The sequence below is a fragment of the Bacteroides sp. 1001136B_160425_E2 genome, from assembly GCF_015559655.1.
In the GTDB taxonomy this organism is placed as follows: Bacteria; Bacteroidota; Bacteroidia; order Bacteroidales; family Bacteroidaceae; genus Bacteroides; species Bacteroides luhongzhouii.
The window spans coordinates 346,254-371,353 of sequence record NZ_JADMQH010000001.1 but is presented as its reverse complement, the minus strand read 5'-3'; the positions used below and the strand labels follow the sequence as shown (position 1 = coordinate 371,353).

General features: G+C 41.1%; 23 protein-coding genes and 2 tRNA genes. 2 read left to right on the top strand and 23 right to left on the bottom strand.

From position 1 onward, the window contains the following. Positions 1–3: 3 nt before the first annotated feature. The 20 genes from I2I04_RS01335 to I2I04_RS01240 form a co-directional block, all read right to left on the bottom strand. Positions 4–1,452, bottom strand: coding sequence for a phage portal protein (locus tag I2I04_RS01335; RefSeq protein ID WP_008998656.1), 1,449 nt, complete (start codon positions 1,450–1,452; stop codon positions 4–6). Positions 1,453–1,880: 428 nt separating this feature from the next. Next, positions 1,881–3,326: a phage terminase large subunit gene (gene terL / locus I2I04_RS01330; protein ID WP_195654096.1), complete on the bottom strand. Its 1,446-nt coding sequence runs from the start codon at positions 3,324–3,326 to the stop codon at positions 1,881–1,883. After that, positions 3,307–3,801 carry a helix-turn-helix domain-containing protein gene (locus I2I04_RS01325; protein WP_117980002.1) on the bottom strand — a complete coding sequence of 165 codons (495 nt, stop codon included), beginning with the start codon at positions 3,799–3,801 and terminating at the stop codon, positions 3,307–3,309. The genes terL and I2I04_RS01325 overlap by 20 nt, the downstream gene beginning before the upstream one ends. Positions 3,802–3,804: 3 nt before the next feature. Beyond that, positions 3,805–4,398: a GTP cyclohydrolase I gene (gene folE / locus I2I04_RS01320; protein ID WP_117980001.1), complete on the bottom strand. Its 594-nt coding sequence runs from the start codon at positions 4,396–4,398 to the stop codon at positions 3,805–3,807. Beyond that, positions 4,353–4,898: a 7-carboxy-7-deazaguanine synthase QueE gene (locus I2I04_RS01315; RefSeq protein ID WP_195654095.1), complete on the bottom strand. Its 546-nt coding sequence runs from the start codon at positions 4,896–4,898 to the stop codon at positions 4,353–4,355. The genes folE and I2I04_RS01315 overlap by 46 nt, the downstream gene beginning before the upstream one ends. Continuing rightward, entirely contained in the window at positions 4,885–5,217 is a 333-nt protein-coding gene (queD, locus tag I2I04_RS01310; protein ID WP_195654094.1) for a 6-carboxytetrahydropterin synthase QueD, read from the bottom strand. Before queD ends, I2I04_RS01315 begins: the two co-directional genes overlap by 14 nt. Before the next feature lie 5 nt (positions 5,218–5,222). Continuing rightward, positions 5,223–5,924: a 7-cyano-7-deazaguanine synthase gene (locus I2I04_RS01305; protein WP_195654093.1), complete on the bottom strand. Its 702-nt coding sequence runs from the start codon at positions 5,922–5,924 to the stop codon at positions 5,223–5,225. Further along, a complete protein-coding gene (locus I2I04_RS01300; protein ID WP_117979997.1) occupies positions 5,905–6,648 on the bottom strand; it encodes a hypothetical protein in 744 nt (247 codons plus the stop codon). The genes I2I04_RS01305 and I2I04_RS01300 overlap by 20 nt, the downstream gene beginning before the upstream one ends. Then, positions 6,645–7,133 carry a hypothetical protein gene (locus I2I04_RS01295; protein WP_117979996.1) on the bottom strand — a complete coding sequence of 163 codons (489 nt, stop codon included), beginning with the start codon at positions 7,131–7,133 and terminating at the stop codon, positions 6,645–6,647. Before I2I04_RS01295 ends, I2I04_RS01300 begins: the two co-directional genes overlap by 4 nt. A gap of 16 nt (positions 7,134–7,149) precedes the next feature. After that, the gene (locus I2I04_RS01290) at positions 7,150–7,713 is read right to left on the bottom strand and encodes a hypothetical protein (RefSeq protein WP_008998646.1); all 564 of its coding nucleotides are present in this window, start codon (positions 7,711–7,713) and stop codon (positions 7,150–7,152) included. A 95-nt stretch (positions 7,714–7,808) separates the two neighbouring features. Beyond that, complete coding sequence (locus tag I2I04_RS01285; protein WP_229126897.1) at positions 7,809–8,234, bottom strand: ASCH domain-containing protein; 426 nt, start codon at positions 8,232–8,234, stop codon at positions 7,809–7,811. Positions 8,235–8,320: 86 nt separating this feature from the next. After that, on the bottom strand, positions 8,321–8,944 hold the full coding sequence (locus I2I04_RS01280) for a DUF6633 family protein (RefSeq protein ID WP_229126896.1): 624 nt from the start codon (positions 8,942–8,944) through the stop codon (positions 8,321–8,323). A 76-nt stretch (positions 8,945–9,020) separates the two neighbouring features. Beyond that, on the bottom strand, positions 9,021–9,914 hold the full coding sequence (locus I2I04_RS01275) for a DUF4373 domain-containing protein (protein ID WP_195654092.1): 894 nt from the start codon (positions 9,912–9,914) through the stop codon (positions 9,021–9,023). A gap of 13 nt (positions 9,915–9,927) precedes the next feature. Beyond that, the gene (locus tag I2I04_RS01270; protein WP_195654091.1) at positions 9,928–11,211 is read right to left on the bottom strand and encodes a PcfJ domain-containing protein; all 1,284 of its coding nucleotides are present in this window, start codon (positions 11,209–11,211) and stop codon (positions 9,928–9,930) included. Continuing rightward, on the bottom strand, positions 11,208–11,609 hold the full coding sequence (locus tag I2I04_RS01265) for a PcfK-like family protein (RefSeq protein ID WP_195654090.1): 402 nt from the start codon (positions 11,607–11,609) through the stop codon (positions 11,208–11,210). Before I2I04_RS01265 ends, I2I04_RS01270 begins: the two co-directional genes overlap by 4 nt. A 4-nt stretch (positions 11,610–11,613) precedes the next feature. Beyond that, positions 11,614–12,729: a DNA polymerase III subunit beta gene (dnaN, locus tag I2I04_RS01260; RefSeq protein ID WP_195654089.1), complete on the bottom strand. Its 1,116-nt coding sequence runs from the start codon at positions 12,727–12,729 to the stop codon at positions 11,614–11,616. A gap of 164 nt (positions 12,730–12,893) precedes the next feature. Continuing rightward, on the bottom strand, positions 12,894–14,150 hold the full coding sequence (locus I2I04_RS01255) for a phage integrase SAM-like domain-containing protein (RefSeq protein WP_195654088.1): 1,257 nt from the start codon (positions 14,148–14,150) through the stop codon (positions 12,894–12,896). 252 nt (positions 14,151–14,402) lie between these two features. Then, positions 14,403–14,477 (bottom strand) — tRNA-Pro (locus I2I04_RS01250). Positions 14,478–14,512: 35 nt separating this feature from the next. Further along, positions 14,513–14,587 (bottom strand) — tRNA-Pro (locus I2I04_RS01245). Between the two features lie 114 nt (positions 14,588–14,701). After that, a complete protein-coding gene (locus I2I04_RS01240) occupies positions 14,702–15,454 on the bottom strand; it encodes a class I SAM-dependent methyltransferase (protein WP_195654087.1) in 753 nt (250 codons plus the stop codon). 967 nt (positions 15,455–16,421) lie between these two features. Here I2I04_RS01240 and I2I04_RS01235 point away from each other — a divergent pair. Further along, a complete protein-coding gene (locus tag I2I04_RS01235) occupies positions 16,422–16,871 on the top strand; it encodes a hypothetical protein (RefSeq protein ID WP_055235161.1) in 450 nt (149 codons plus the stop codon). Between the two features lie 233 nt (positions 16,872–17,104). Next, a complete protein-coding gene (locus I2I04_RS01230) occupies positions 17,105–19,666 on the top strand; it encodes an outer membrane beta-barrel family protein (protein WP_195654086.1) in 2,562 nt (853 codons plus the stop codon). 27 nt (positions 19,667–19,693) lie between these two features. Here the strand turns inward: I2I04_RS01230 and I2I04_RS01225 are convergent, their stop codons facing one another. The 3 genes from I2I04_RS01225 to I2I04_RS01215 all read right to left on the bottom strand — a co-directional run bounded on the left by I2I04_RS01225 (position 19,694) and on the right by I2I04_RS01215 (position 25,100). Further along, complete coding sequence (locus I2I04_RS01225; RefSeq protein WP_410489749.1) at positions 19,694–21,067, bottom strand: glucoamylase family protein; 1,374 nt, start codon at positions 21,065–21,067, stop codon at positions 19,694–19,696. A gap of 48 nt (positions 21,068–21,115) precedes the next feature. Continuing rightward, complete coding sequence (bglX, locus tag I2I04_RS01220; protein WP_149941787.1) at positions 21,116–23,425, bottom strand: beta-glucosidase BglX; 2,310 nt, start codon at positions 23,423–23,425, stop codon at positions 21,116–21,118. A gap of 142 nt (positions 23,426–23,567) precedes the next feature. Continuing rightward, positions 23,568–25,100 carry a RagB/SusD family nutrient uptake outer membrane protein gene (locus I2I04_RS01215; protein ID WP_195654084.1) on the bottom strand — a complete coding sequence of 511 codons (1,533 nt, stop codon included), beginning with the start codon at positions 25,098–25,100 and terminating at the stop codon, positions 23,568–23,570.

Here is a 25,100-nt window from a genome sequence, read left to right as displayed (position 1 = left end):
AGATTATAAAGTTGCTCCAATAAATGAATTATTCTGTGCAGTCTCTTTTTCGTCTTGCTTCTTACGATTCAATTCTGTTTCCACATCGTCAGTGTATGGTGAATTCTTTATAATCGTTTCCTTGCTATTGAATTGAGAAGCAGTTTCAAGGTTCTTGAGTTCTTCAGCTAGATCTTGTGGGAGAATGCTACCAAACTCAACCTCAATGTAGTTATCATTTAATTGCGATGCATATTTAGTGTGCGTAATATTAGCCATTCCAGCCTGAACTATTGCCACTGTACGTTGAACTGCCGGGCCGAATATCTCCATTTGTTCAGATGCCTTAATCTCTGCATCAATCAACATAAAACGACGTGAGGTACCACTAAGGTTGCCAAGCCCCATTAGTTTACTCATAGATAAATCAGGACTTGAAGATCCGGAATGTATTGCATCATCTAACTGGTTAAGTTCAAGTGTTACGGATTCACAGGACTGTTGCCATGCTAAGTAATCTGCATCACCATGATATGTATTACCGGTATCCGCATCTACTTCCATAGTAAAGTTTAACTCTTTGCCTACAGTTTCTTTGCTCGGAAGATTAGCCAGACCATAAGTTTTCAGTATCGGTTCGGAAAAGTAGTCATTAGTATCTGATAGGCGGGAAAGTCTCATTTCTTTCTTGTCTATCAAATTAGCGACATCTTCCCAATCCGGACAATCGACTTCGGCATATACTACCGGAATCTTGCCAAAACGATTCTTTATCTTTTTCACTTGCCAAACACCGTCCATAATACCGGAGTAAATAACATCTTTCGTATAGACTTTCACGCATTCGCAAGTACGGCCATTGACTTCTGCATTGTACTTATAGATAAAGCCGTCCATATCGTCGTCTTCATCAAAGTGTGGATAAAATTCACATTCGACATTACTATCCTTGGGAGTAGATAGAATCTTAACCTTCAACTGGCTTTTTCCATCATCTTTAGTGACCGGATAGAATATAATAGCTGCTTTGGTTTCAGATAACACCTTGCGAGCAAACTCTTTCAATACCGATTGCATCTTGAGCTTTCGCTTATAGACCTTCTTAAACTCATCAAATCCGTCATTCGAATCTTCTGCTGTGATAGTCATTTCACCGCCAAACAGAAAAGCAACAGATGTGCGGACGATCTTTTTAGGTAGGTTGGTTACGACCTTAGCTACATCGACAGTCTTGTCTTCTAGTCTCTTTGGCTTTTCGGCTCCTGTTTCGGGGTCAATTTCTACTTCTGTATCTGAATATACAGCAATCTTTTTAGGCTCCCGATACCCAACTGATTCTTTACGACGGGTTCTGTCTCCATTGTATTCCTCCATATATTCACGAGGATTACGATTTTCACGGGTATCAACACATAAATCACCTACTATGCTACCGAAATCTTCATTTTTCAGAATATCCTTAATGTCTGGCATATACTTTTCTCTTAAAATATATGTTCAGAAAAAAATCACCGACCAAGTGCATTGTTTTGTCCTTTTTTGGCGGTAAAAGTGTCGGAAAAGTGCTGAAAAAGATATTGTTTCTACAGCTGATAAATGTTATTTTATTGATAATCATTTAGTTGTGAGGGCGCTTTAATGTTGTCTTTTTAAGTTCACTAAATTTATACGTATTTCGCAGAAGCAGAAGCCAATCATGCTTTTGGGGATAATAGGTCTTTTTCAAACCTTGATACTAACCGAAAGCTATTCTTCAAAAATAAATAATAATGAAGGTATTTAAAAGAGTGGCTTATGCTATCAAATGGTTCTTATATCAAGAACAAAGTAGAGACAACCAAATTCTTTGGTTCATTTGGGATGTGATTACAACATTCTTTATGTAGTTATAGGAATGGATACTATCCACGGCCCACCTTACGGGTTTGCTTTTTGAGGTTTAGACCGATTGCTTCAGCAAATTCGGCAAGGATTGTCATGCCATCCGGAGCATCGTCATGAGCGTTATCACCCTCGCGCTTGTAACTGGTAAACGCTTTCATGAAACGACCGTAGTCTGATCCTTTAGAATATTCTGTTTCATCAAGAAAAGCACAATGCTTCTTTATCCAGCCAGCTTTCATGATGATACGTGTTTCCTTGTGCTGTGTTGTTGCCCGGGCTTGAATCATACACGATTTCTTTTTAGCTGTAACAAGTTTGCGTACATTGATAGCAAATATACGCCCGCCATTGTTTGATTCAATACGTAGTTGATCGCACTCTGTATCAATAACCATTTGCGCCAGGCGCGGTTCTGTGACTTCGACAGGATCTTTAGTGAAAAGAATATCGGTAATGAAGTATTTTGGACCAAACACCTTTGCGAATGGTGCGCAGAAATCATCATCTCCCTTATCAGCAGTATCACAGGCTCCGAGTGTTCCATCAGGTTTTTTCCCTGCAATATCGGCAAGTTTGAAGCGCATGAGAGACGATTTGGGGAATAGTAACCCTTTGGCCTCGAACGGTTCCTGCATATACTCGGCCATCCAAATACTTTCGTCTGTTTCAGAACGTAATTCCTTGTAATATTCTGTAGTATGAACATCGGCGCAGAAAGTTTCATCATTCTCATCCAGCGCAGCAATACGAATGATTTCATTGTACTTGCCGGCTTCTTCCATGCGTCCAAGGACATCATTAGAGGACCAGCGAGTACCAATATCAATCATACAGCAGCTTCCTTCAATACGGGAGTCATGCGTACCCTGCTTCCAAGACCATACCTTTTCATTGTTATTATCCGATAATGCATCTTCCAGACTCTTGTACAAGTCATCCGTCATGGCGAGCATTGACGCGCCAAATCCAATAACGGTACCACCAACACCACCACCGAAGTAGCTTACCTGCCGAGCGCCTTCCACACTCCAGCTCTTGACATTCTGCTTATCACCCTTTAAATGGATATCGGGAAATATTTCTTTAAAACGCCTAGATTTCACAACATCTCGAGTATCGTATGATAGTTTATTATAGAGAGTATCCGAACAACAGTTACGCATAACTGACTCTTGCGGAAAGTGTCCGTACATCCAGGCAATGAATAGAGAAGATATATAAGACTTTCCGGCACGTGGCGGCATACTGACAGCAAGACGGTAGATTATACTGGCAGAATATGATTCATACACACGCATGAACGCTTCTGCGACCTTTTTTAGGAACAGACGTTTAGAGAAAAACTTCGGATCATAGTACAAACAAAACGCCCAAAAGTCTTTCTTTGCTATTCGTTTGCGGAGTATGGTAGCAGCCTTTGCTTTACGAATCAATATTTGTCTTTTACTCTTCTTCTTTGCCATCAATTATAGCCTGTAGTTGTTCGTCACTCAATCCTTCCAATTCATCACCAAGGTTCACATTTGCATCAACTTCTTTTTTGTCTCTCCATTTCTCCGGCTGCCGGTTCTTCAGCCAGAATATAGCGGCTGTCGTATCAGGTGGGTAATGCTCAATATATTCTTTTGAGTCTGTTATTCTTCCTTCGGATGTTGCAAATTTTGTTGCCTTACAGGAATAACCGATAGCACGATTATATAACCGAGATGCAACGTTCGCATCCGCAATATTCTTTCCTTTTTTTAGGGACTCAAGAAATTCGGGATAGTCTTTTTTCCATTTATTTAAGGTTTGCTCTGAAACAGAGAAGAATTCGGCGAGCTCTTTATCTGTTGCACCCAACAAACAAAGCTTTAGAGCTTGATCGGCATACTCTATTCTGTACTCTGATTTACGCCCTCTTTTTTTCTTCTCGGCCGGATTCTTCTTCTCTGTCATAAACTAACCAAAACTAGCAAATTGTGATAATTCAGCCCTCAATTCAGGCAACCTTCCATTATCAAAATAGAAAGAAGAACGCATTTTTCCCTGTTTTTTTACTCCACGCATGGTTTTACACAAGTGTTCTCCTTCCATAATAATACCAACTGCTAACGGTGGGTGTTCTTTTCCGAGTGCATCCACTATCATCGTAACGACATCTTGAGCTAGTCTCTCCTGTACCTGTAAGCGGGCTGCACAATAATCGATAACGCGGCCAATCTTTGAGATGCCTAATATGCTTCCTTCCGAATTAGGAATATAGGCAAACCAATACTTTCCGAAGAAAGGCATCATGTGGTGCTCGCACATTGAGTAGTAGTTACCAGAGTCTGCAACTATGCTATTAAAGGATAATCCATCTTTACCATTGGGGAAAGTTGTTATTTTCGGTGCCTGTTCAGGATCATACCCGCGAAATAGTTCTTTCCACATTCTGACAATGCGTTCCGGTGTTCCTTTTAATCCTTCGCGTTCTGGATTGTCACCAATATACGATAAGATTGTCCTTACTGCACATTCAATATCTTTTGTGTCTGTAGACTTAGTTTCCATTTTGGGTGTTCTTTTACGTAGTTAATAACTTCTTCTGTGTTTTGACAGGAACATGGTTGCAGATAATATACTGCAGCTGTCATGGCTTCATAGGTTGACAGATCTTGCCCTGTATAGACGACTTTTATTTCGTGAGGATTGACAACAATAACTTTGCTTCCTTCTTTCGGTGAGCAAGTAATCCAATCAATACCGATAGGAAGGGGAACTGTCCCGTTTGTTTCTATCTGAATAAACTTTCCTGCCTGATGGAGCTTATCGATAAACTCTCGGTCTATCTGCAGTCCCGGCTCGCCACCCGTTAAAACTACGAAGCGGGTAGGATAGAAGCAGATTTCCTTGATAATTTCCTCATCCGACATCTCTTTTCCGGAGGAATGCTGTGTATCACAGAAGGGACATTTCAAATTACATCCGGAGAAACGAACGAAAACAGCAGGAGTACCAGTACGATAACCTTCTCCCTGGATACTATAAAAAATCTCATTAATCTTTTTCATACCACGCAATATTATTTTCAGATTCTTGTACCATTACTTTAAAACATCCCGGGATCTGATCACAAATCCATTTTGCCATATTCTCCGCAGTTGTATTGAAGGGAAGAATCTCATTCAGATTCTTGTGGTCCAACTTATCTTGTATCTTTTGTTTGATATGACTGAAGTCAATTACCATTCCATCTGAATTCAAGTCTTTTGCCTGACACCAAACAACTATAATCCAATTGTGTCCGTGCAGGTTCTGACATTTACTCTCATAGGATAGCTTCAAACTATGTGAAGCTGATATCTCGATACGTTTCTTAACTGTGTACATAATAACTATTTATAAATTGATAATACTTGTTTTATTTCTTCTTCTTCCTGCTTACGTCCATAATATCCAGATTCAATTAGAGGAAGAACTTCTCGTTTGATATAAGTGATATTCCTTGCGACCACTTCTTCTGTGAAGGGATAACCATTTAGAGCAAAGGCTATAAACTTCCGGAAACAAGGCTTGCAGCTCCAACACTCTTTACCACCTTCCGGAGAATAGCAGCTAAAGGAAGAAGTAAAAGCTTCTTCAATATTGCCTCCTTGTTCTACGAAAATTCTGATAAGCTCTGTTTTGGTGTATCGCTTGAAGTCAAGGTTTATTTTAATTTTTCTTTCCTCTGTCCAATGTTGTTTTTGATAGAGATAGTTCAAAAGCTGTTCATAGATATCTGCAAACACCGGAGACTTATCAAGAACTCTATCCCCAGCTGTAGCACCCAGGCAGATTTCATTTCCATAATTGGAGGCAATTCCAATAAGATACATGTTCCGTAATGGAATAATTTTATCTTCTCGTTCCCACTTGGACAGGTCCAGTTTATCAATGATTACGTCTCTGGGAAGACGCTTTATTTCCTCTTGTGAGTACTTTGTATTCATATCTACATATAGTTTCACATCTGGTTTCCAAATCTTGTCTATTAGCCAACTATCCATGCCTCCCGAGTAAAGGAGTACTTTGTTATTATAAGAATTGTTTTGCATACTGTTGAAATTTAATCCATTCATTAAAATTGTGACGATTTACTAAATCGTGGTTAGCCACTCGCATACCTTTAGGGGGATTGTGATAAACCATCTTATTATTCTCAAATACGTAAACTTGGCCATACTTTGCACCGGCCAGCCATGTGGTACTATCAACACTATCAAAGTTTAAAAAAGGGAGATAGTTTGTATTAGTAAAACCAAGCCCATGAATACGAGCATTTGCTTTATGAGCTTGATCTATAAACCACTTTAAGATCATCGGATTCTGTCTGATCCGTCGTCCTTCCTCCATAGCTGAAGTCGTACCAATAGCAACATAGCTATAGTTTTCGCACATTTGGAGAAAATAATCTTTTCCTCTATTAGCATGCCAGACAGGAATAGGCTGACGACCTGTTCTGTCTTCTAGATAACGACGGTAGTATTCGACCTTTTCCAATCCAACCACAACGTCTATATCAAGTTCAAAGAATTTCTGAATATTGTTCTGAATAATAAAGTTTGCATACTTTTTTACGTATGTATCCCAATCAAAGTTATTATTCTTACCGGAGAACGCAGAGAAAGCACCACTATCAAGGATATGTTTTTCTTGCTTTACATACTCACCATATTTACCGGATTTGTGTTCCCAAAATGAGCTAAGAAGATAAATATTGCTTGTATCAAGTTTCCATCTTCTAGCACTAGATTTAAAACCTGCCAAATATAGTATCATATTTCGACGGCTTTACCGCAATGCGGGCAAACAATAACTTTCTTTTGTTTCTCCGTCTTGTCGGATCCTACAAAGAAACTATCTATATCGGCAGGAATATCATCAAAAGGAATATCCATTTTCCAGTCTCCAAGTTTATCAATATCGAAATCTTCCACAATAGCAGAGAAGTTAAAACGAGAAGTATCGGAAGTATGATTATCTGCCAAGGCTAGCAGTTTTCTCTTTTCATCTTCCGTAGATAAATCTTTGCGTCTAATAACAATGAGCTCCGTTCCGTCAGACTCTACAATACGCACTTTGAGACCTAACTTTTGAGCTTCCTCATACACGCCGTTTCCAGCGATTAACACATTGTCACGGTCGGCCAATACGGACCGACCGGCTCCACATTCAACGAGGCTTTTATGAATAAGCCGCTTGTTTTCGTCCCCATGGATACGATAGTTCCGGGGATCAATCTTAATTTCTACTTTTTCTTCCATGACCAAGGAATTTTCACTAAAATATAGTTTCCCCGGCTATTTTCTTTCTAATAAGTTCCTGCACTCCGTTATAAATTTCATATAGTTGTTTCAATGTCTCCGGACCTTCCCAGTCGGAAAAATTACCGTCCTGGAAGAAATGAAACTCAAAAACACGAGCTGCTACTGGACCTAAATCAAGGCTTTCAAATGTATCTCTTACTAAATGCAGTTTATTTAGTATTTCAGTATTTCTATCTTCTGATTCATCCGGGATATCTTCAATATCCAGCCTTGAATAATCTACATTATCATCCACAGGCAGGGGCTTGTATCTACTCCTATACTGTGAAGTAGGAGAGGATGCGTTTAGCTTTATCATCTTCAAAACAAAGAAATCAAGCTCTGTATAGCCATTTTTTTTTGTTTCAAGTAGTTTGTCAAGCAACCTGTTTTTCTTTTGAAGGAGCGAACAAATGACCTCATTCAAGACATCTGTCGCTTCATCAGGAATGCCGGCAAGCCCACAATGATACAAAGAGTAATCAAGCCAGCGTTCGTAGCGTTTAGTTATGTAATTATTTACTGCTTTACTTGCCATAAGCACAAAGATTTTATATATTTGCTGTTCCTAATAGCTATAAGCTTTGTGCTTATGAGAGTGGCCGGCGGTGGTACGCTGGCCGCTTTTATTTTCTATATACCGACAATAGCTTTGGAAGTATTCGTATCCTCCCAATCATAATTCCACAATCCTAACTTACCTTTCATATCCACGATGGGTTTCTCAAAGAGAACGGGATTAGCGAGTACCCAGTGATAAACACCTTTATCCGCCCATATTGAGGGATGATTTTGTACACAATCTACAATCTCTACACTACCGATGATGGAGCCAAAAGGAAGATCGTTGAAACCTATACGACTCATAGGTGTATTGAGCACCTTTAATCTTTGGTTTGGCTGTAAGCAACCAAATTTAGCAATATCGCCCTGTGCACTTGAATGTATAAATACACGTCCACGAAAATTTGTTTGCCAACTTCGGTTCTCAATATCTTTGATACCGTGAACTATCAAAGAGGTCCACGGTTGTTTTACTGTTAATACTTTAATTTTCATATAGATACTTATCTATGTACCAATACAATGCGAAATAACACACTGTATAAAAAATTATAGCTAAAATGGCAATAATAGCCAATGTTTTATATTCTCTCATTATCTTTGCTTTTTGCAATATTGTAATTACACAAATACATTCCAATATCCATCTCGGTCACATCTTTAGCAGGAATCTTCTCGCCGTAGATTTTATGTAGAGCTTCATTGTCGCCTCCCCATGCTTTCCAAAGCACCATGGGCTCATACTTATCAGGCAGATATGGAAATAGCTTACAGAAGGTCTTGAAGTCCTGTTTTGCTTTTTCTCGTTCTCTTCTGGTATTTTGAACTCCCGTTACGATATCTTTAACCAAGTTCTCATTACGGGTATAGCCAGTTTCAGCCTTTTTTCGTATAAGTTCATTTTCTCTATACTCAATTTCACGTCGCCTGTCTTTGCAAAATTCGACAAGTGCTACCATGATCGCTTGATTATTGATCTTCGATCCCCAGACGAATTGTCCGCGGCTGCCGTTCTTTAGCTGGGAGAAGAAGATACATAACTCAGCTAAATTCAGGTACCAGTAGCTAGATAGTATCGATAGGGCTGTTTCTGCCAGCTGAGCATTAGTCAACTCAACACCAGCATATCTCAGCACAGATTTCAAATGCTCGGTAATGATCTCTACCGATGTTGAGTTGCTAAAGCTCCTGTTTACGTCTGCCAAAGTGGGTATATTTTCTGCATTAGCCACATCTGACAATAAGACATTACAGTTCAGTTGTGCGATTGTACCGCTCCATTCAGCGACCAATTGAGAGGCTGTCGATCCAGCTTGTAAGGCCTTCTGTATCGGCGTTAGTTCCTTTCTGATTGCTGTCTTCTGGACAATCTGTGACGGACTTAGCACTATCTGCAGTCCTGTTTTTATTAGTTCTCCGTTCATCTTTCTTGTTTTTAAGCTCAATTTTCAACCAACTAGCAAAATGGGACATAGCATCTTTGGGAGACTTCTCTGTTTCGCCTTTATTCTGTTGCTCCATGAAAAACTGCTTCAAATACTCGTAAAAAATTTCTAGTGTAAAGTCATTGTAGCCGGAAGAACGAGTATTCATCGTTACTGTTTCCGCCCATGATTGATTTGATTTAAGTTCAGCATAGCAATCATCTAAGGACTTATCGAAGAAGCTATCCGCCGGAAAAAGCTCTCCCACGCGTATATGTGGGGGAGAAGATTTTCTTTTATTTACTTTACTTTGTTCATTATCGACTACATTTATTGAGTTATTGACGTCATTAATCGAGTTATTGACGTCAATAATCCAAAAATCGGGGATAATTTCAACATCTTTCCTTTTTGAAGTGCAGCTTTTAAATCTATTTTGAATACCATGGGAAGATAAAATATGGAACTTTCTATACAGGGTGTTATCGAATAATTCCACTTGTAGGGCCTTCTTCACAACTTCACTTACAGCGCCCTCGGATACCCCAACTATATCAGCAATATCAAAAGGCATTTCTTTGTCCCACACAATGTAATACCCTTTATCCTTGTAGATATTACATAGCAGGCAAATTAGTATAGTGACGGAATTTGGACCACAAGCATTTATTATCTTGCGTACTTTCCTATCAGATAAGAAATCTGTATCTAAAGGAAAATAATCCAGTCCCTGTTTTAATGGTCTTGCCATATTTAGATCTTTTTTAAGCCGTCAGCTTTTGACGTATTAAGTTCATATTCTTTGTTACGAGCCCGATAATGCGTTCATGATACTCGGTGTTTTTGTTGCAGACACCACGAGATTGAACAATACTTAACGTCTTCAAATTGACCTCGACTGTTTCAATATGTTTCTTGCCTATTCGGGCAGAAAGGATAAGAGAATCCTTCTTCTTGAAATATTCATTTGAGAAGACACAATGGTGCATAATTTCTCCTTCTTTCTTAAATTCCTCAAGGCTTTTCAACGGTATCACCACAATCTTACCATCCGACAGTTTCAAATCAAAGAATTTCGATTTCTCCTTAATGTAGTCTTCGGCATATTTCTTAAGTTCAAGCAAACGCTGCATATCACGTGCCTTGCGTGCCTTTTCATCATCACGCTTTTTCTTTGCTACATATAAGTCATGGGCTCTTTTCAGATTCGTAGGGCAAACATAGTAAGCATTATGCAGGTCTTTATGATAACGTGTCAGCAAGTCCAAATAATCAAACCACATCGAAGCATCCTTTATCTTATACTTGTTCCGAAGACAGATTTTTATAGAAGGCCAATAGCTGCTTACTTTATAACGAAGACTGTACCAATGACTCAATAAATCATACCGCTTTGCTTTAAGAAGCGTTTCGAGCTTAGGATTAACAGGAATGGCATTAATTGCATCAAGAAATGACAGTCCATGAAGTCTGTAATCTATTCCCATCCTTGTGTATTGCGGTTTGAATACAGAATCCGGATGGTATTTATCACAGTAAACATCATTATCTCCGATACTATAATACGATCCTACAGTCTTGTTACGAATTTCAAGATTTCCACACCAACCACTACAGCCTGTATTTCTTGCAAGAGCCATCACTTCCCGTTTTCCATCGTCTTTAATCCAATGTTGAAGCACTTCCTGAATAAAATAATGAGGTTCCCTGCCTTCACGATAATAAGCATATAGTTCAAAGCATCGGATAACCTGGAATTCTTCACAAATTTCTGCCTTGCCAATAAACATCGTCTGTTTATTGATTCGCTTCCTTGACTGTTCTATTTTCAAAGACGTATCACAATGAGGACAAACAGCACGTTTACGTTTTACAAGTTCCGGAGCGAAACGTTGGCCGCACTCCATACAGATAATACGTGACTTGGTTGCATATCCTATATGTTTCAAACACTCATTCTTAGCCCAGTCAATCATCAAACTCTCAATATTAGGCAGATGGCTACTCAAATTAGTAACCCTAAGCTGTAATTTTGTTCTTGGTCTCATAAGTCTTCAAATAATAAAAATTGTCCAGAAGGTATTTCCTTTTTCTTTCCTTTACGTTTATTATTAGCAATCTGCTCCGGTTTGGTCTTCTCAACAGATGGTATAAGTTCCTTTTTCTTTTCAGGTCGATTAGAAACAACTGCTTTTGTTGCAGGCTGCTTACTAACTTTGATATCATCTTCATCATAGTAATGAACTGCCAATCCGAATACTTCATCGTCAGACATACATACAACACTACCACCACGTTTTTTTGCTTCTCCTATGATATAGTCGTAACATTCATCTATATTCTTGTTTGGCTTTGCGTAGGAAGTGGCAAAGAGGGAATCACTCTTTGCTCTCTCTTCCAAATATGATTGAATAACCTGTTTAGGTGATTGGTATTCTTTTCCCATAGTATCAATAGTTAATAGATAAAGGCATTAATAAATAAGTCAAGCTACGAACTTCTTCATCGCAACGAGTAAGAATTGAGGCTTTCGACGGGTCACTCATAGTAATAGCAATATCCTCGGAGGGAATATTGTTTATCATTTCGATTAAAAAGCTGCTCTTAAAGCCAATTTCAATATCACAACCTGTTCGTAGAGCGACAGTTTCTTCTGCTGATTTACAGAAGTCTACATTATGGGCTGTAATTTTAAGGGAATCAGGACAAAACTTAAGTATCACCAAAGAAGAGTTTTCATCACAGAAAACAGATACGCGTTTTAAGGCTGATACAATATCGGTTCTTTTCAATACTGCACGGTTGGGTTGCTTTTGAGGGATAACAGCACGATAATTAGGGAACCGACCTTCAATCATGCGGCAGATTAAACGGTATGAATCAAACTTAAATAAAATATTAGTCTGATTTACCGATATTTCTACTTCCATGCAATCTTCCGGAACAATATTAGAAAGGACTTTGGCAAATTTACTTGGCAAGATGAAGGCTGCCCGTTCCTTGCGTGTATAAGCGGAAGGATTCTCAATCATCGCAAGTCGGGTACCGTCTGTTGCAACAAATGAGATAGTATCTAAATCTATATCAAAATAGACTCCATTCAGTACCGGACGTAATTCGTCATTGGCACTGCAAAACAATACTTGCCTTATTCCATATAGTAAGTCATTTCCTGATACAAGTAATGGGGTAGCAGTATTATCCGTACTCATTGTCGGGTATTGATCTCCTTTTTCAACAGGTATAGAGAACTTTCCATTAGCATATTTGACAACCAATTCTTTTTCGTAGAGATGAATAGTTAATGGCTGCTCTGGGATTTCTTTTAATCCATCAAGTAATATTTTGGCATTAGCCATAAAAGAACGATCAGTAAAGTCTGCTTTACCGTCAATATTGGTAGAGATACGCCCGCCTTCTTCTCCTGCTGTAACTAGGATGATACCAAATTCATCGACGACAAACAAAAAGTTGTCATAGGTCGGTATTGAATTTTTGGGCTGTATGATTCGCCCGATTGATTTAAGCTTATCTAATAAAGCTGTTTTTGAAACTGTAATTTCCATGCGTCATTGTTTTGTGGCGCATAGCGTAAAAATGAAATGAATTCCAGTAATATGAGCTATTGAAGCATATATATACAATAAAAGCCGGATAAAATCATTATTTTATCCAGCTCAACACCATTTCGGTTGCAAATATATAGAGAGTTTTTGTTTTTGCAAACGTTTCAGGTCTTTTTTTCTTCTTTTTTTTGCAATAAGTCCAAAACAGCACGATTTGCCTTATCACAAATACTATAATCTATATCAATATAGATATCGGCCATTTTATAATCGTTATTCACATGACCAAGGCAGAAATCAATATCAGCTTTAGGAACTCCAGCCTTGTTGCGCGCCAAGCTGGCCCAGCTATGCCTGGCCCAGTTCGTGGTAATCTTGAAATCGAGTTCTAAGTTCATGCAAATGTCTTTCAGCCCATTATTGACTGCCCGCATAAAATTGTTCAAGTTACAATAGTTGGTATGAAAGTAAGAGAGGAAATAACCCTCTGTGTATTTATCAAGGAGGATGCGGAGTTCCGGTTCTATTTTTATCGAAAGTGGTATTTGCTCATGATTGTTCCGCGTTTTTGTTTTTGAACGTGTGTATTCCAGCCTTCCACGACGTTCACATGATATACTATATAAATCATTGATATTGATTCCCATCATATAGAACATCATCATAAAGACATCACGAGCCATATTGGTGCATTTCTTATCAGACTGAAAATCTCGGATTTTTAATAAGGTGTTGGCATCTATATTCTTTCGTTTTCTCCGATACTCTGGGATTTCAACTTTCTTGAATGGGTCGCCAGGAATCCTTATAATATCAAAGTCTTCATTATTATAATAGAGTTTTGCCTTGTTATACAATGCTCTTATTCCCCTAAGATAATGGCTTATCGTGCCTGGTTCTAAAGGTGTGCCGGCAGGTCCGGAGTGATATAAGTCTTTGATCATCTTATTCAGCATGAATGAAGTGATAAGTTTTATATCTATCTTTTTTCTTTTCATGTACCAACATAGGGTATCGATAGAAGATCTGTACCATTCGGCAGTTTTTCTCTTTTCCGTTTGAATTACTATATTTTGAGTGAACTCTACAAAATCTATAAACTCGGCATCAGGAACTAATGATTTTTCTATTTCTTCTTTTAAGTCCTTGCATGACATAAATTGGGTTCTTTCTTGTCCTAACTTCAAATACTCTCTCCTGATCTTTTGGATATACGCATTTATTTCGTACTCTATCATTTCACTGTTAGGTACGTTGGGTAATATCCGGCCAGAGTCGTCCATGTTTTCTGGGCGGATATAGTAGCTGGTTGCTATATACTGGGATTCTCTATTATGATAGATTCTAATTTTTATATTTGATGTTCCATCTTGTTTTATATGTCTTCCTGTTTGGAAAACGATCGCTTTAAATGTTGCCATACTGTTTTAATGTTTTTTAATTGTTTAAAATTGCATTAAACAGCTTGAATCGGGGTAAATTGGCGGGAAATTGCTTTATTTTCCACTAAATAGGTGCAAATAGAAAAACTTGTTCAAAGATAGTTCAAAGAATTATCCCTTTTATTTGCCCCAAAATAGGGTATAATTGGGTCTATTTTGCACAAACAAAAAAAGCCGATACAAACTGTATCAGCCCAACACCATTCAATTTTTCTTGACTTGATTTTTTCGTCGGGGTAGCGGGATTCGAACCCACGACCCCCTGCTCCCAAAGCAGGTGCGCTAACCGGACTGCGCTACACCCCGAAAAACTTTTAACAGAACTTCCTTTCTCTTTGTAGTCGGGGTAGCGGGATTCGAACCCACGACCCCCTGCTCCCAAAGCAGGTGCGCTAACCGGACTGCGCTACACCCCGCTACTTTTTTGAAGGGTTGTTCTTTTCAAAAGCGGTGCAAAGATAGGGAGTATTTTTTAATTAACAATAGCTAAACGAATGTTTTTTATCTATTATTTTTCAATGCCTTGAATCTCATAGCTTTGCGTCTTCACTTTTTTTCTTGGCAGAGATCAGAAGCATCATTGGACGCCGTAATTCATCTTTCATTCCCGGGATGGTATCCAGCAATCTTTCGTCCGGTTGTGGCTCTATAAGTTCGCATATCTCAAATCCGGTTTGAAGGAGTCCGTTTATATACGTAGTCAGCGTCTTGTGGTATTTGACAACCTCTTCGCCCAAGAAGACTGCCGTGCGCCTGCCTTCCGTAAAATAACGATCTACCGGCCAATGGATAGGCTTCCCGTCCTGGTTGTAATGCCATTCCTGATTGCCATAGGCTGTAAATACCGGATGTTCTACGGAGAAGACGAAGGCGCCTTCCGGAGTCAGGCAGTTATTGATTTTTTTGCATATATCTGTAAAAGACTCGAGATAATGGAAGGTTAGCGAACTGATGACAATGTCATAAGAATCTGGCTGGAAATCAAAGTCTTCGATAGCCATGCATTGATATTCAATGAGTGAAGAAGGATTTCTTTTCCGGGCTTCTTCGAGCATTTTCTCCGAAATATCAATTCCGGTAACGTGTGTCGCTCCGTGTTCTATCGCATAGGCGCAATGCCAACCGAATCCGCAGCCTAAGTCCAAAATTCTTTTCCCTGCAAAATCGGGGAGCATTTTCTGCAATATATGCCATTCTCCGGCTCCTTTCAAGCCTTCTACCGAACGGGACATTTGAGAATACTGACTGAAAAAATGGCTGTTATTATATTTGTTTTCTTTCATAATTTATTAAAAGGATAAGTTGAATGAAAACACAAATATATGATTTAATTTATATATTATAGAAAGGGTATGCATAAATCAGGGCAACCGACTTAAAAGTTTGTTTCATCTCTGCATAGAAACGAGTTAAACGTTGCGCTAATGAATGGGTCAAGGGTGAGGGGTGGTGAGGGTAGATTTATAACTTTCGTATTTTTTTTTATAGATAAAAAAGGAGATAGTATAGAAAATAATAAAATAAAAGGTTATAAATCTACCCTCACCACCCCTCACCCTTGACCCATATCTTATAATAAAAAGATAACGGGGAATCTTAAAAACTCAATCGTCTTTTTCAGATTTACCACAACGTTTTCAGAATAATACTCCATTATTTTATTCAAAACAGTGCAGGAATGAATCAAATTTTAGGGATATAGCTGTCCTAAACCAAATCCTCCAAGAATTACAATTGAGTCGGCTTGTTGAATATACATAACTTCCAGCATTTATTTCCATATTTCCACCACATTTCAAAAAATATGTATATCTTTGTCATACGCTTTCTGCTCATCAGCGTGATGAAACTAGTAGAAGGCGATATATATTACTAAATGGAATATGTAATGTATTGTCTCTCCCACTCGAAACTTAGCAATTTCATATAGAGGAGAGATGATTCAACAGATATTCCACGCGAACGGCTTTATATCAACATATCCGTTGGAGATGTGTTATATATAAACGATTGGCGTGGATGTCTGTTGTTATCATTGTCTTTCTATAGGGTATGCTAAGACCTCGAGTGGAGATAATGGTGCAACAGCATTCACGTCTTTTTTGTGTCCGGTCGGTTATGATTACCCCAAAAGTCTAACCTAAACAATTCCCCGTCCGCCCGAAATACAGAAAACGTGAATGCCCGTTGCTCCACATAAACAAAATAATACTCCATTTTTATTGTGGAACACATTAAAACAAAAGCATTATGCCAAAATGGATTAGCGTAGAAGAAGCGGCGGCCAAGTATGGAATCAACAAAGAAGTAATCTGGCTTTGGGCGGATATGAAAAGATTCCCGATGTCGTATGAGAAAGGTATCACCACTGTTGATGAAGAAAGCCTTATCGGATTCCTGCATCAGAATAAGGATCGAGTTACAGCCGAGTATATCGACACATTGGAAGACCTATGTATTGAAAAAGCAAATATCTGTAACTTATATGCTGAAATTATTGGCTGTCAAGACAAAGAACTCTTGTATCAAAGAGAGCAAATAGCTCGAATGAAAGAGATACAAACAGCTATGAAAAGGCAAAACAGCCGGCTCCGGGATTGTGAGAAAGTGTTCACGAAATATGAAGAGAACTTTAGTACCTGCTGGATTGGAAGAATCTGCGCTCACTTAAGGCGGCTGATACGGTTGATACGACGGTAAATACCATTCTATCTCATTTTAAACCCTGAATAGATATATTTAAAGATATCCCTAAACAGAAATGTTTAAAAATACTAGAAATATACTGTAGTAAGATTTTTTATCCATTCGTTTTATATTCTTAACTCCGAAAAATTCGTAAGTGTAGATAAACCAACTACTTTTGGCTCTCGAATTTGCAGCATTTTTGAATGTCTTGCGTCTAATAAACATAAACTAATATATTTCTAGTCATGAAACACAGACTGCTACTACTGATTCTATTCGTGTTCGTCACATCTGTGGCGGGGTGGGCACAAAAATCCACAGCTCCTTCTTATACAGTCAAAGGAGTACTTATTGATTCTTTAACACAAGAGGGAGAACCGTATGCTACCATCAAAATAGCAAAGAAAAATGCTCCGGATAAAGCAGTCAAGATGGCGGTGACTGGGGCAAATGGTAAATTTCAGGAGAAGCTGAATGTCGCTGCAGGTAATTACATCATCACCATTTCTTCGATTGGTAAAGCACCGATAGTAAAGGAGTTTACTCTAAAACCGTCTGCGAAGGAGGTTGACTTGGGTACAATGATTTCTTCAGAAGCTAATAACGTACTGAAAGGAGTGGAGGTAGTCGCACAAAAACCTTTGGTAAAGGTAGATGTGGATAAGATTGAATATAATATTGAAGATGACCCGGACTCAAAATCGAACAGCATTTTGGAGATGCTTCGGAAAGTGCCTTTAGTAACGGTGGATGGAGAAGACAATGTACAGGTGAACGGCAGTAGCAGTTTCAAGATACATGTGAATGGAAAGCCCAATAATATGATGAGCAATAATCCGAAGGAAGTACTGAAAAGTATGCCGGCAAACACAATCAAATATATTGAGGTGATAACTTCACCGGGAGCTAAATATGATGCGGAAGGTATCGGAGGTATTCTGAATATCGTCACAGTAGGTTCCGGATTTGAAGGATACACGGCTACTTTCAGGGGGAATGTCAACAATAACGGTGTTGGTGCCGGCACTTATGCAATGGTGAAACAAGGTAAGCTGACTGTTTCTGCCAACTACAACTATAATTATAATAATAGTCCGCGCAGCTATTCCGACAGTTACCGCGAAAACTATGAGCCTGCTAAGGAGAATGAAAAATACCTGGAATCGGAGAGTAGCTCCAAGTCGAAAGGTAATTTTCAGTATGGCAATTTGGAAGCCAGTTACGAGATTGATACGTTGAGGCTGCTGACCGTGGCTTTCGGAATGTACGGCAGCAGTGACAAAAGTAACAGTGACGGAAATACGATTATGCACGGAGCTGATCGCCAGGCTTTTGCGTACCGTTATAGAACGGACAATCATGGAAAAGGATCATGGTATTCTATCAACGGAAATATAGATTATCAGCGTACTTCCCGAAAAAATAAAGAACGAATGATTACGCTTTCTTATAAAATCAATTCCCAACCCCAAACGAATGATTCATATAATACTTATCTGGACATCGAGCCTGATGAAAATAAACTGGATATTATAAAAGAATTGTCATTAAAGAATTTCCATTCGGACGGGAAGACAAATACGATGGAGCAGACTTTCCAGGTAGACTATACTACTCCGATTGGAAAACTGCATACGATTGAAACCGGAGCCAAATATATTTTCCGACGTAACTCCAGTGATAATCGGTTTTATGAAGCCGAGGGAGCAAGTGAAAACTATGCATATAATGAAAATCGTAGTAGCGAGTACCGTCATTTGAATCATATTCTCTCGGCTTATGCCGGATATACGTTGAAATACAAGGGATTTACTTTTAAACCGGGATTGCGTTATGAGCAAACTATACAAGAAGTGAAGTATCTGGTGGGTCCGGGCGAGAACTTTAATTCGAATTTTAGTGATCTGGTTCCTTCCGTTTCCTTGGGAATAAAACTAGGAAAGACGCAGAATTTGCGTGGTGGATATAATATGCGTATCTGGCGTCCGGGTATCTGGAATTTGAATCCTTATTTCGATAATCAGAATCCGATGTTTATCAGTCAGGGAAATCCGAACTTGAAGAGTGAGAAGAGTCATTCGTTCGACTTGTCTTACAGCAGTTTTACGTCCAAGTTCAACATCAATCTTTCTTTGCGTCATTCTTTCAATAACAATGGAATTGAAAGAATCAGTCGCTTGATTACTGATAAAGACGGAGAAATCTTTGAAGGTGGGCATAAAGCTCCCTACGGTGCACTGTATAGTACATACGGTAATATCGGAAAGAGCCGGGAAACAGGATTAAACTTCTATTTGAACTGGAATGCTTCTCCTAAAACGAGAATTTACGTCAATGGACGTGGCAATTATAGCGATTTGCGGAGTCCTGCCCAAGAGCTGCACAATTATGGATGGAATGCTTCTGCTTATGGAGGAATTCAGCAGACCTTACCGGGAAAAGTACGTTTGAGCCTGAACGGCGGAGGTAGCACACCCCGAATCAGTTTGCAGGGAAAAGGTTCAGGATATAGTTATTATAGTTTGGGATTGAGCCGTTCTTTCCTGAAAGAAGAACGTCTTTCTTTGAATATTTATTGCAGCAATGTTCTGGAGAAATACAGAACTTACAATAATCACACAGAAGGAGCTAACTTTATTTCGAAGAGTTCGAGCAAATATCCGAGCCGGTATTACGGTTTCAGTATCAGCTATCGGCTTGGAGAGTTGAAAGCCAGTGTGAAGAAAGCCGCACGAAGCATCGACAATGACGATGTGAAAGGTGGCGGCGGAGGAGGTGGAAACACCGGTGGTGGAGGTGGTCAGTAGACCACTTCCGCACACCGTGATTCCCTCTTATTTCTGTCTCACGTCTTGCTTGTTGGTGTTAAAACCAAGTTTGGTTAATCCGGCCTGTACATCAGGATGGCTCATGAAGAGTTTCCATAATAATCCGGTCCGGTAATTTTCGATCATGACAGCAATAGGACCTTGGTCGATAGCCAGATAACGTTGCGGATACCAATGGTCCGTTTCGCTGAAAGCATCGTAGAATCCGAAAGGCCCGAACACTTTATCTCCCATACCATACAGATGGCGCATCACTTGCATGGAATATTCCGGTGTATAGACAATAGACGAAAGTGCGGCGGTAGGGGAGATCACTCCTTTGTCGTCCTGTTCATTGGGCGAATGAGCCGCATATCCATCGATGGAGTAGCTGGCGGTCAGTCCCCAACAATCCGGTCCGAAACCTTTGTAATGTTTAGGGTTGCGGATGCAGTAAGCACGGTTGACCAGTGTCAGGTTGCGCATCTCGTGGAAGTAGCTGGGGCAGTATTCATCTTTCAGTCCCACCGGATCAAGTCCGAGGAAAGAGTATTGAGCCCAGAAAAGCGGTCCGGCTTCGGTGCCCTGATAGCGGAGATGCAACTCGATACCTTCCACTTTATGCGGAGAGACGATGGCTCCGTTCTGTGCCCAACCGTCATGATAGACAGCCGCAGGTACTCCGTGTGTAGGAGAAGCGGCGGCAAGAATATACATAATCATACATTCGTTGTAGCCGTGTACAGGGAAATTCATTTCCCAGCCATACGTCGGACTCCAATGCCAGTAAAGAACGTTTTGTCCACCTTGCCGATACCAGTTCCAGTCGACATCCCGCCAAATTTGGTCGATACGTTGGGCGAGTGCTTTCTCTTTCTCGTTTCCGTTGACGTAATATTGGTGTACGGCCAGCAGACCTTGGATGAGGAAAGCGGTCTCTACCAGATCGCCCCCATTATCTTTCTGACCGAATGGTTTCACCTTGCCCGTATCACCATACCACCAATGAGGGTAGGCTCCATGGAAACGGTCTGCCTTTTCGAGGAAAGAAACGATGCGTTCCATTCGTGCCAGTCCCTCTTCGCGGGTGACGTAACCGCGGTCGATTCCGGCAAGGATAGCCATGATGCCGAAGCCGCTGCCGCCGGAAGTGACTACATTGGCATCGTTTTCAGGATAAACGCCGTCCACATGATAACGTTCGGGAGCCAACCCGCTATTCGGCTCGGCACCTTCCCAAAAATAAAGGAAAGTCCGTCGCTGGACGGTATCCATCAGGGCGTCGTCCGATAACGAGTCGGTGGCTGCGGAAAGGTTGTTGCTTTTGCTTTTCCCTTTACAGCTCTGGAAAGTCAGGGCAACGGTAGATAGAAACAGTAACATGAGCGGAAGTGCGCTCATTTCTATTATTCTTTTATATTTATCGTTCATAATCAAGGTCATAAAAGTTTAGTTTAACGTGAACTTCGCAGTTTTCACATCCCGGCTGTTCGTACCGATCATCACTTCAAAGTCGCCCGGTTCGGCAACCAGTTGCAAGTCATAATTATAGTATCGAAGCATTTCCGGAGCAATCTTGAAACGGACAATCTTCATTTCTCCCGGTTCCAAGAATATCTTTTGGAAACCTTTCAGCTCTTTGACGGGACGGGTACTGCTACCCACAACGTCGCGGATATAAAGCTGTACCACTTCCGATCCGGGCCATGTTCCGGTATTGGTAACCTCCACTGCGGCAGTCAACGAACCGTTCATGTCCATGGAGGAATGACTCAAGTCGATGTCGCTGTAAGAGAACGTCGTATAAGAAAGGCCGTAACCGAACGGATAAAGCGGATCATTATCCACATCGAGATAGTTGCTGCGGAATTTTTCAAACCATTTGCCTTCTTTCAATGGGCGTCCGGTATTTTTGTGCGCATAATAAAGAGGTATCTGGCCGACATTCTTCGGGAAAGTCATGGTCAGTTTACCACCCGGATTGACGTAACCGAAAAGTGCGTCACCAATGGCATAAGCGGCTTCACTGCCTCCGAACCATACATTCAGAATGGCAGGCACATGCTCCTGTTCCCAGTTCAGCGTAAGCGGACGTCCGGTGAATAACACCAGTACCACCGGTTTGCCTGTCTTTAAAAGCTCTTTCAACAGATTCTGTTGTACGTCGGGAATATTCAAGTCCGTGCGACTGCTGCTTTCACCACTCATTTCAGAAGATTCACCTAGCGCTGCGATGATGATATCCGACCGACGGGCTACGTTCAATGCTTCGTCCAGCAACTGCTGGTCGGTGCGGTTGTCACGGTTCAGGGAACGGCCGAACATTGTTGCCCGTTCTTCATAACTTGCATCACTAATCAGATTGCTTCCTTTAGCATACATGATATTCGCTTTTCCGGCTGTCATCTCTTTCAATCCTTCCACCAAAGAAGGGCAACGGTCGAGCACAGCGGCTACGCTCCATGTACCCGGCATATTGCTACGGCTGTTTGCCAACGGACCGATTACTGCAATATTTCCTTTAGGGTTGAAAGGCAACAACGGATTTCCGTTCGGATTACCGTCGGGACTGTCATTCTTCAGAAGAACGAAACTTTCTGCTGCAATTCTGCGGGCTGCATCACGATGCGCTTTAGTAAAGATGTCGCGTGCCGGACGTTTCGGATCGCAATATTTATAAGGATTATCAAACAATCCCAGTTTATATTTGGCTTCCAGAATACGACGACAAGCCGTATTCAATGTTTCCATAGAGACTTTTCCTTCCTGAACGGATTTCTTCAGTGTTCCTACAAAACCTTCGCTTACCATATCCATATCCACTCCGGCATTGATGGCACGGGCAGATACTGTCTGAAGATCACCGATACCATGATCGATCATTTCTGAAATTCCGGTATAATCAGTCACTACAAAACCGTTGAATCCCCATTGTCCGCGAAGAATATCCGTCATCAGCCATTTATTGGCAGTGGCCGGAATACCGTCTACTTCATTAAAAGAAGCCATCACGCTACCTACACCCGCTTCAACGGCTGCTTCATACGGCAACATATAATCATTGAACATTCGTTGGCGGCTCATATCTACGGTGTTATAGTCACGGCCGGCTTCGCCTGCCCCATATAACGCAAAGTGTTTTACGCAGGCCATGATTTCGTCATTCCGTTCCATGTTTTTCCCCTGATAGCCGCGCACCATCGCTTCGGCAATCATTGCTCCAAGAAACGGGTCTTCGCCGTTGCCCTCGGAAACACGTCCCCAACGAGGGTCACGTGAGATATCCACCATCGGGCTGAAAGTCCATGAGATCCCATCGGCACTCGCTTCTACGGCCGCAATGCGGGCAGACTCTTCAATGGCTGTCATATCCCAGGTGCAAGACAAACCGAGCGGGATAGGGAACATCGTTTCATATCCGTGAATAACGTCCATCCCGAACAATAACGGAATACCCAGCCGGGAATCTTCCACAGCCTGTTTCTGTACTTCACGTATCTTCTCTACTCCTTTCAGATTGAACAATCCTCCCACTTCACCTTTCTTGATTTTTGCGGCGATATCGCTGCTTTTGGCTTGTCCCGTAGTAATCTCTCCGGTGACTGGAAGGTTTAACTGTCCGATTTTTTCTTCCAGCGTCATTTTATTCATCAATACGTCGATGAAACGATCCATATCCTGTGGCGACTTTTGTGCCGACGCGGTTAGAAAACCTGCGGCAAACAACAGGACGGATAGACTTAACTTTTTGTATATCATGCTATTATTCCTACTTTTATATCTATTCATATAAAGTCCTCCTTATACGCTGAATGCTCGGTACCGAGGAGGACATTGTTCGACACCGGGAAACAGTAGTTCCGGCACCGAGGAAACAACCGTTCGGCACCGGGAAACTTTCTTATTGGTAGTCGGGGTTCTGTACCAGTACTCCCTTAGACTTGTCGATCTCTGTCTGCGGCAGTGGAAGCAGTGCGTTTTTGTCCTGATAATTGTTTTTACCGGCTGCGTGCAACACTTCTTTTGCAATGCCCCAACGAACGAGGTCATAGAAACGGTCGAATTCCAGACCTAATTCCACACGACGTTCGTGGCGGATGGCCTCACGCAATTCTCCCTGATCGGTAGTCGTCACTTTAGGCAATATATTGATATTGGTGCCTCTGGCACGTGCACGAACTTGTTCCAGGTAGCCGATTGCTTCGCCCGGGATGCCTTTTTCGTTGGCCGCTTCGGCTCCCATCAGCAGTACGTCTGCGTAGCGGATCAGACGAATGTTTACCCAGAATCCTTTGTTGGTATATTCTTTACGCAAAGCCGGGTCGGTATAGGCTTTCTTGTTAAAGTAAGCACCTATTGCCGGAGAAACCGGAGATTCGCCGTATGGTTCGTTGGTGTTTTCCGGAGTGATAGGATCGCTGTCCGAGTGGCGGAAGTAGAGTAGGGTCGCATTTTTACGTGGATCACCCTGCTCGTAAGCTTGTGCCATATTTTCTGTTGCCATGTGCCATCCCCATCCCAAGTCCCATTGACCTGCTCCGCGCACACCTTGTACTTCACAGAACTGGCTACCGATAACGGTACTTTGAGGAAGAGCTGCAGTGGCTGTACATTGCAATTCGAATATGGAACCTCCGTTATTTTCACCGTCATCTGTGAAGATCTCGTTATACGGAGTCTTCAGGTTGTAGAGTCCCTTGCTGATGACATCGGTGGAGGCTGTGTACATATTGTCCCAATCGTTGCGCATCATATAAGTGCGTGCGTGTAAAGAGCGGGCAGCTCCCCAAGTCAGTCGTCCGGTGTATTCGGTACTCCAGGTTTCCGGCAATGACTCTTCCGCTGTCTTCAGGTCCTTGTCAATCAGCTCATAGATTTTATCGGCAGTTGTCTTCGGGATATTGGCTTCCGATGCATCGTTGATTTTATAAGTCACCAGGGGGACTTCTCCGAAAGCTCTTACCAGATTGAAGTAACAATAAGCACGGAAGAAAGAAGCCTCTCCCTTATTGATGATGTCCTCGGCCTCTGTTTGTCCGGCTGTCTCTTTTTCTGCAATGGCGTCAAGAATGTCATTACATTGGTAGATGATGGCATAATTCTGTCCCCAATAAGCACCCAGCAGGCCGTTGGTCGGCGTATACACGAAATCATCATACATTTCGGCTACATCAGAACCATCGCTGGCAATACTTCCTTTTTCCGAATCTTCCGAACGGAAACAATGGATGGCAAAAGCGGGAGGTCCGGCTGTGACATTATAGTTACGCATCATCGTATAGACATTATAAATCTTACCGTTGACCAGTGCGTTCGGATTGTCATCTTCCGTGAACTGTCCTTGTGGACTACGATCCAGAAAGTCACTACAGCTACCTAGCGATAGCGCGGCTGCAGCAATAAAGATTGAATATATATATTTATCTAGTTTCAT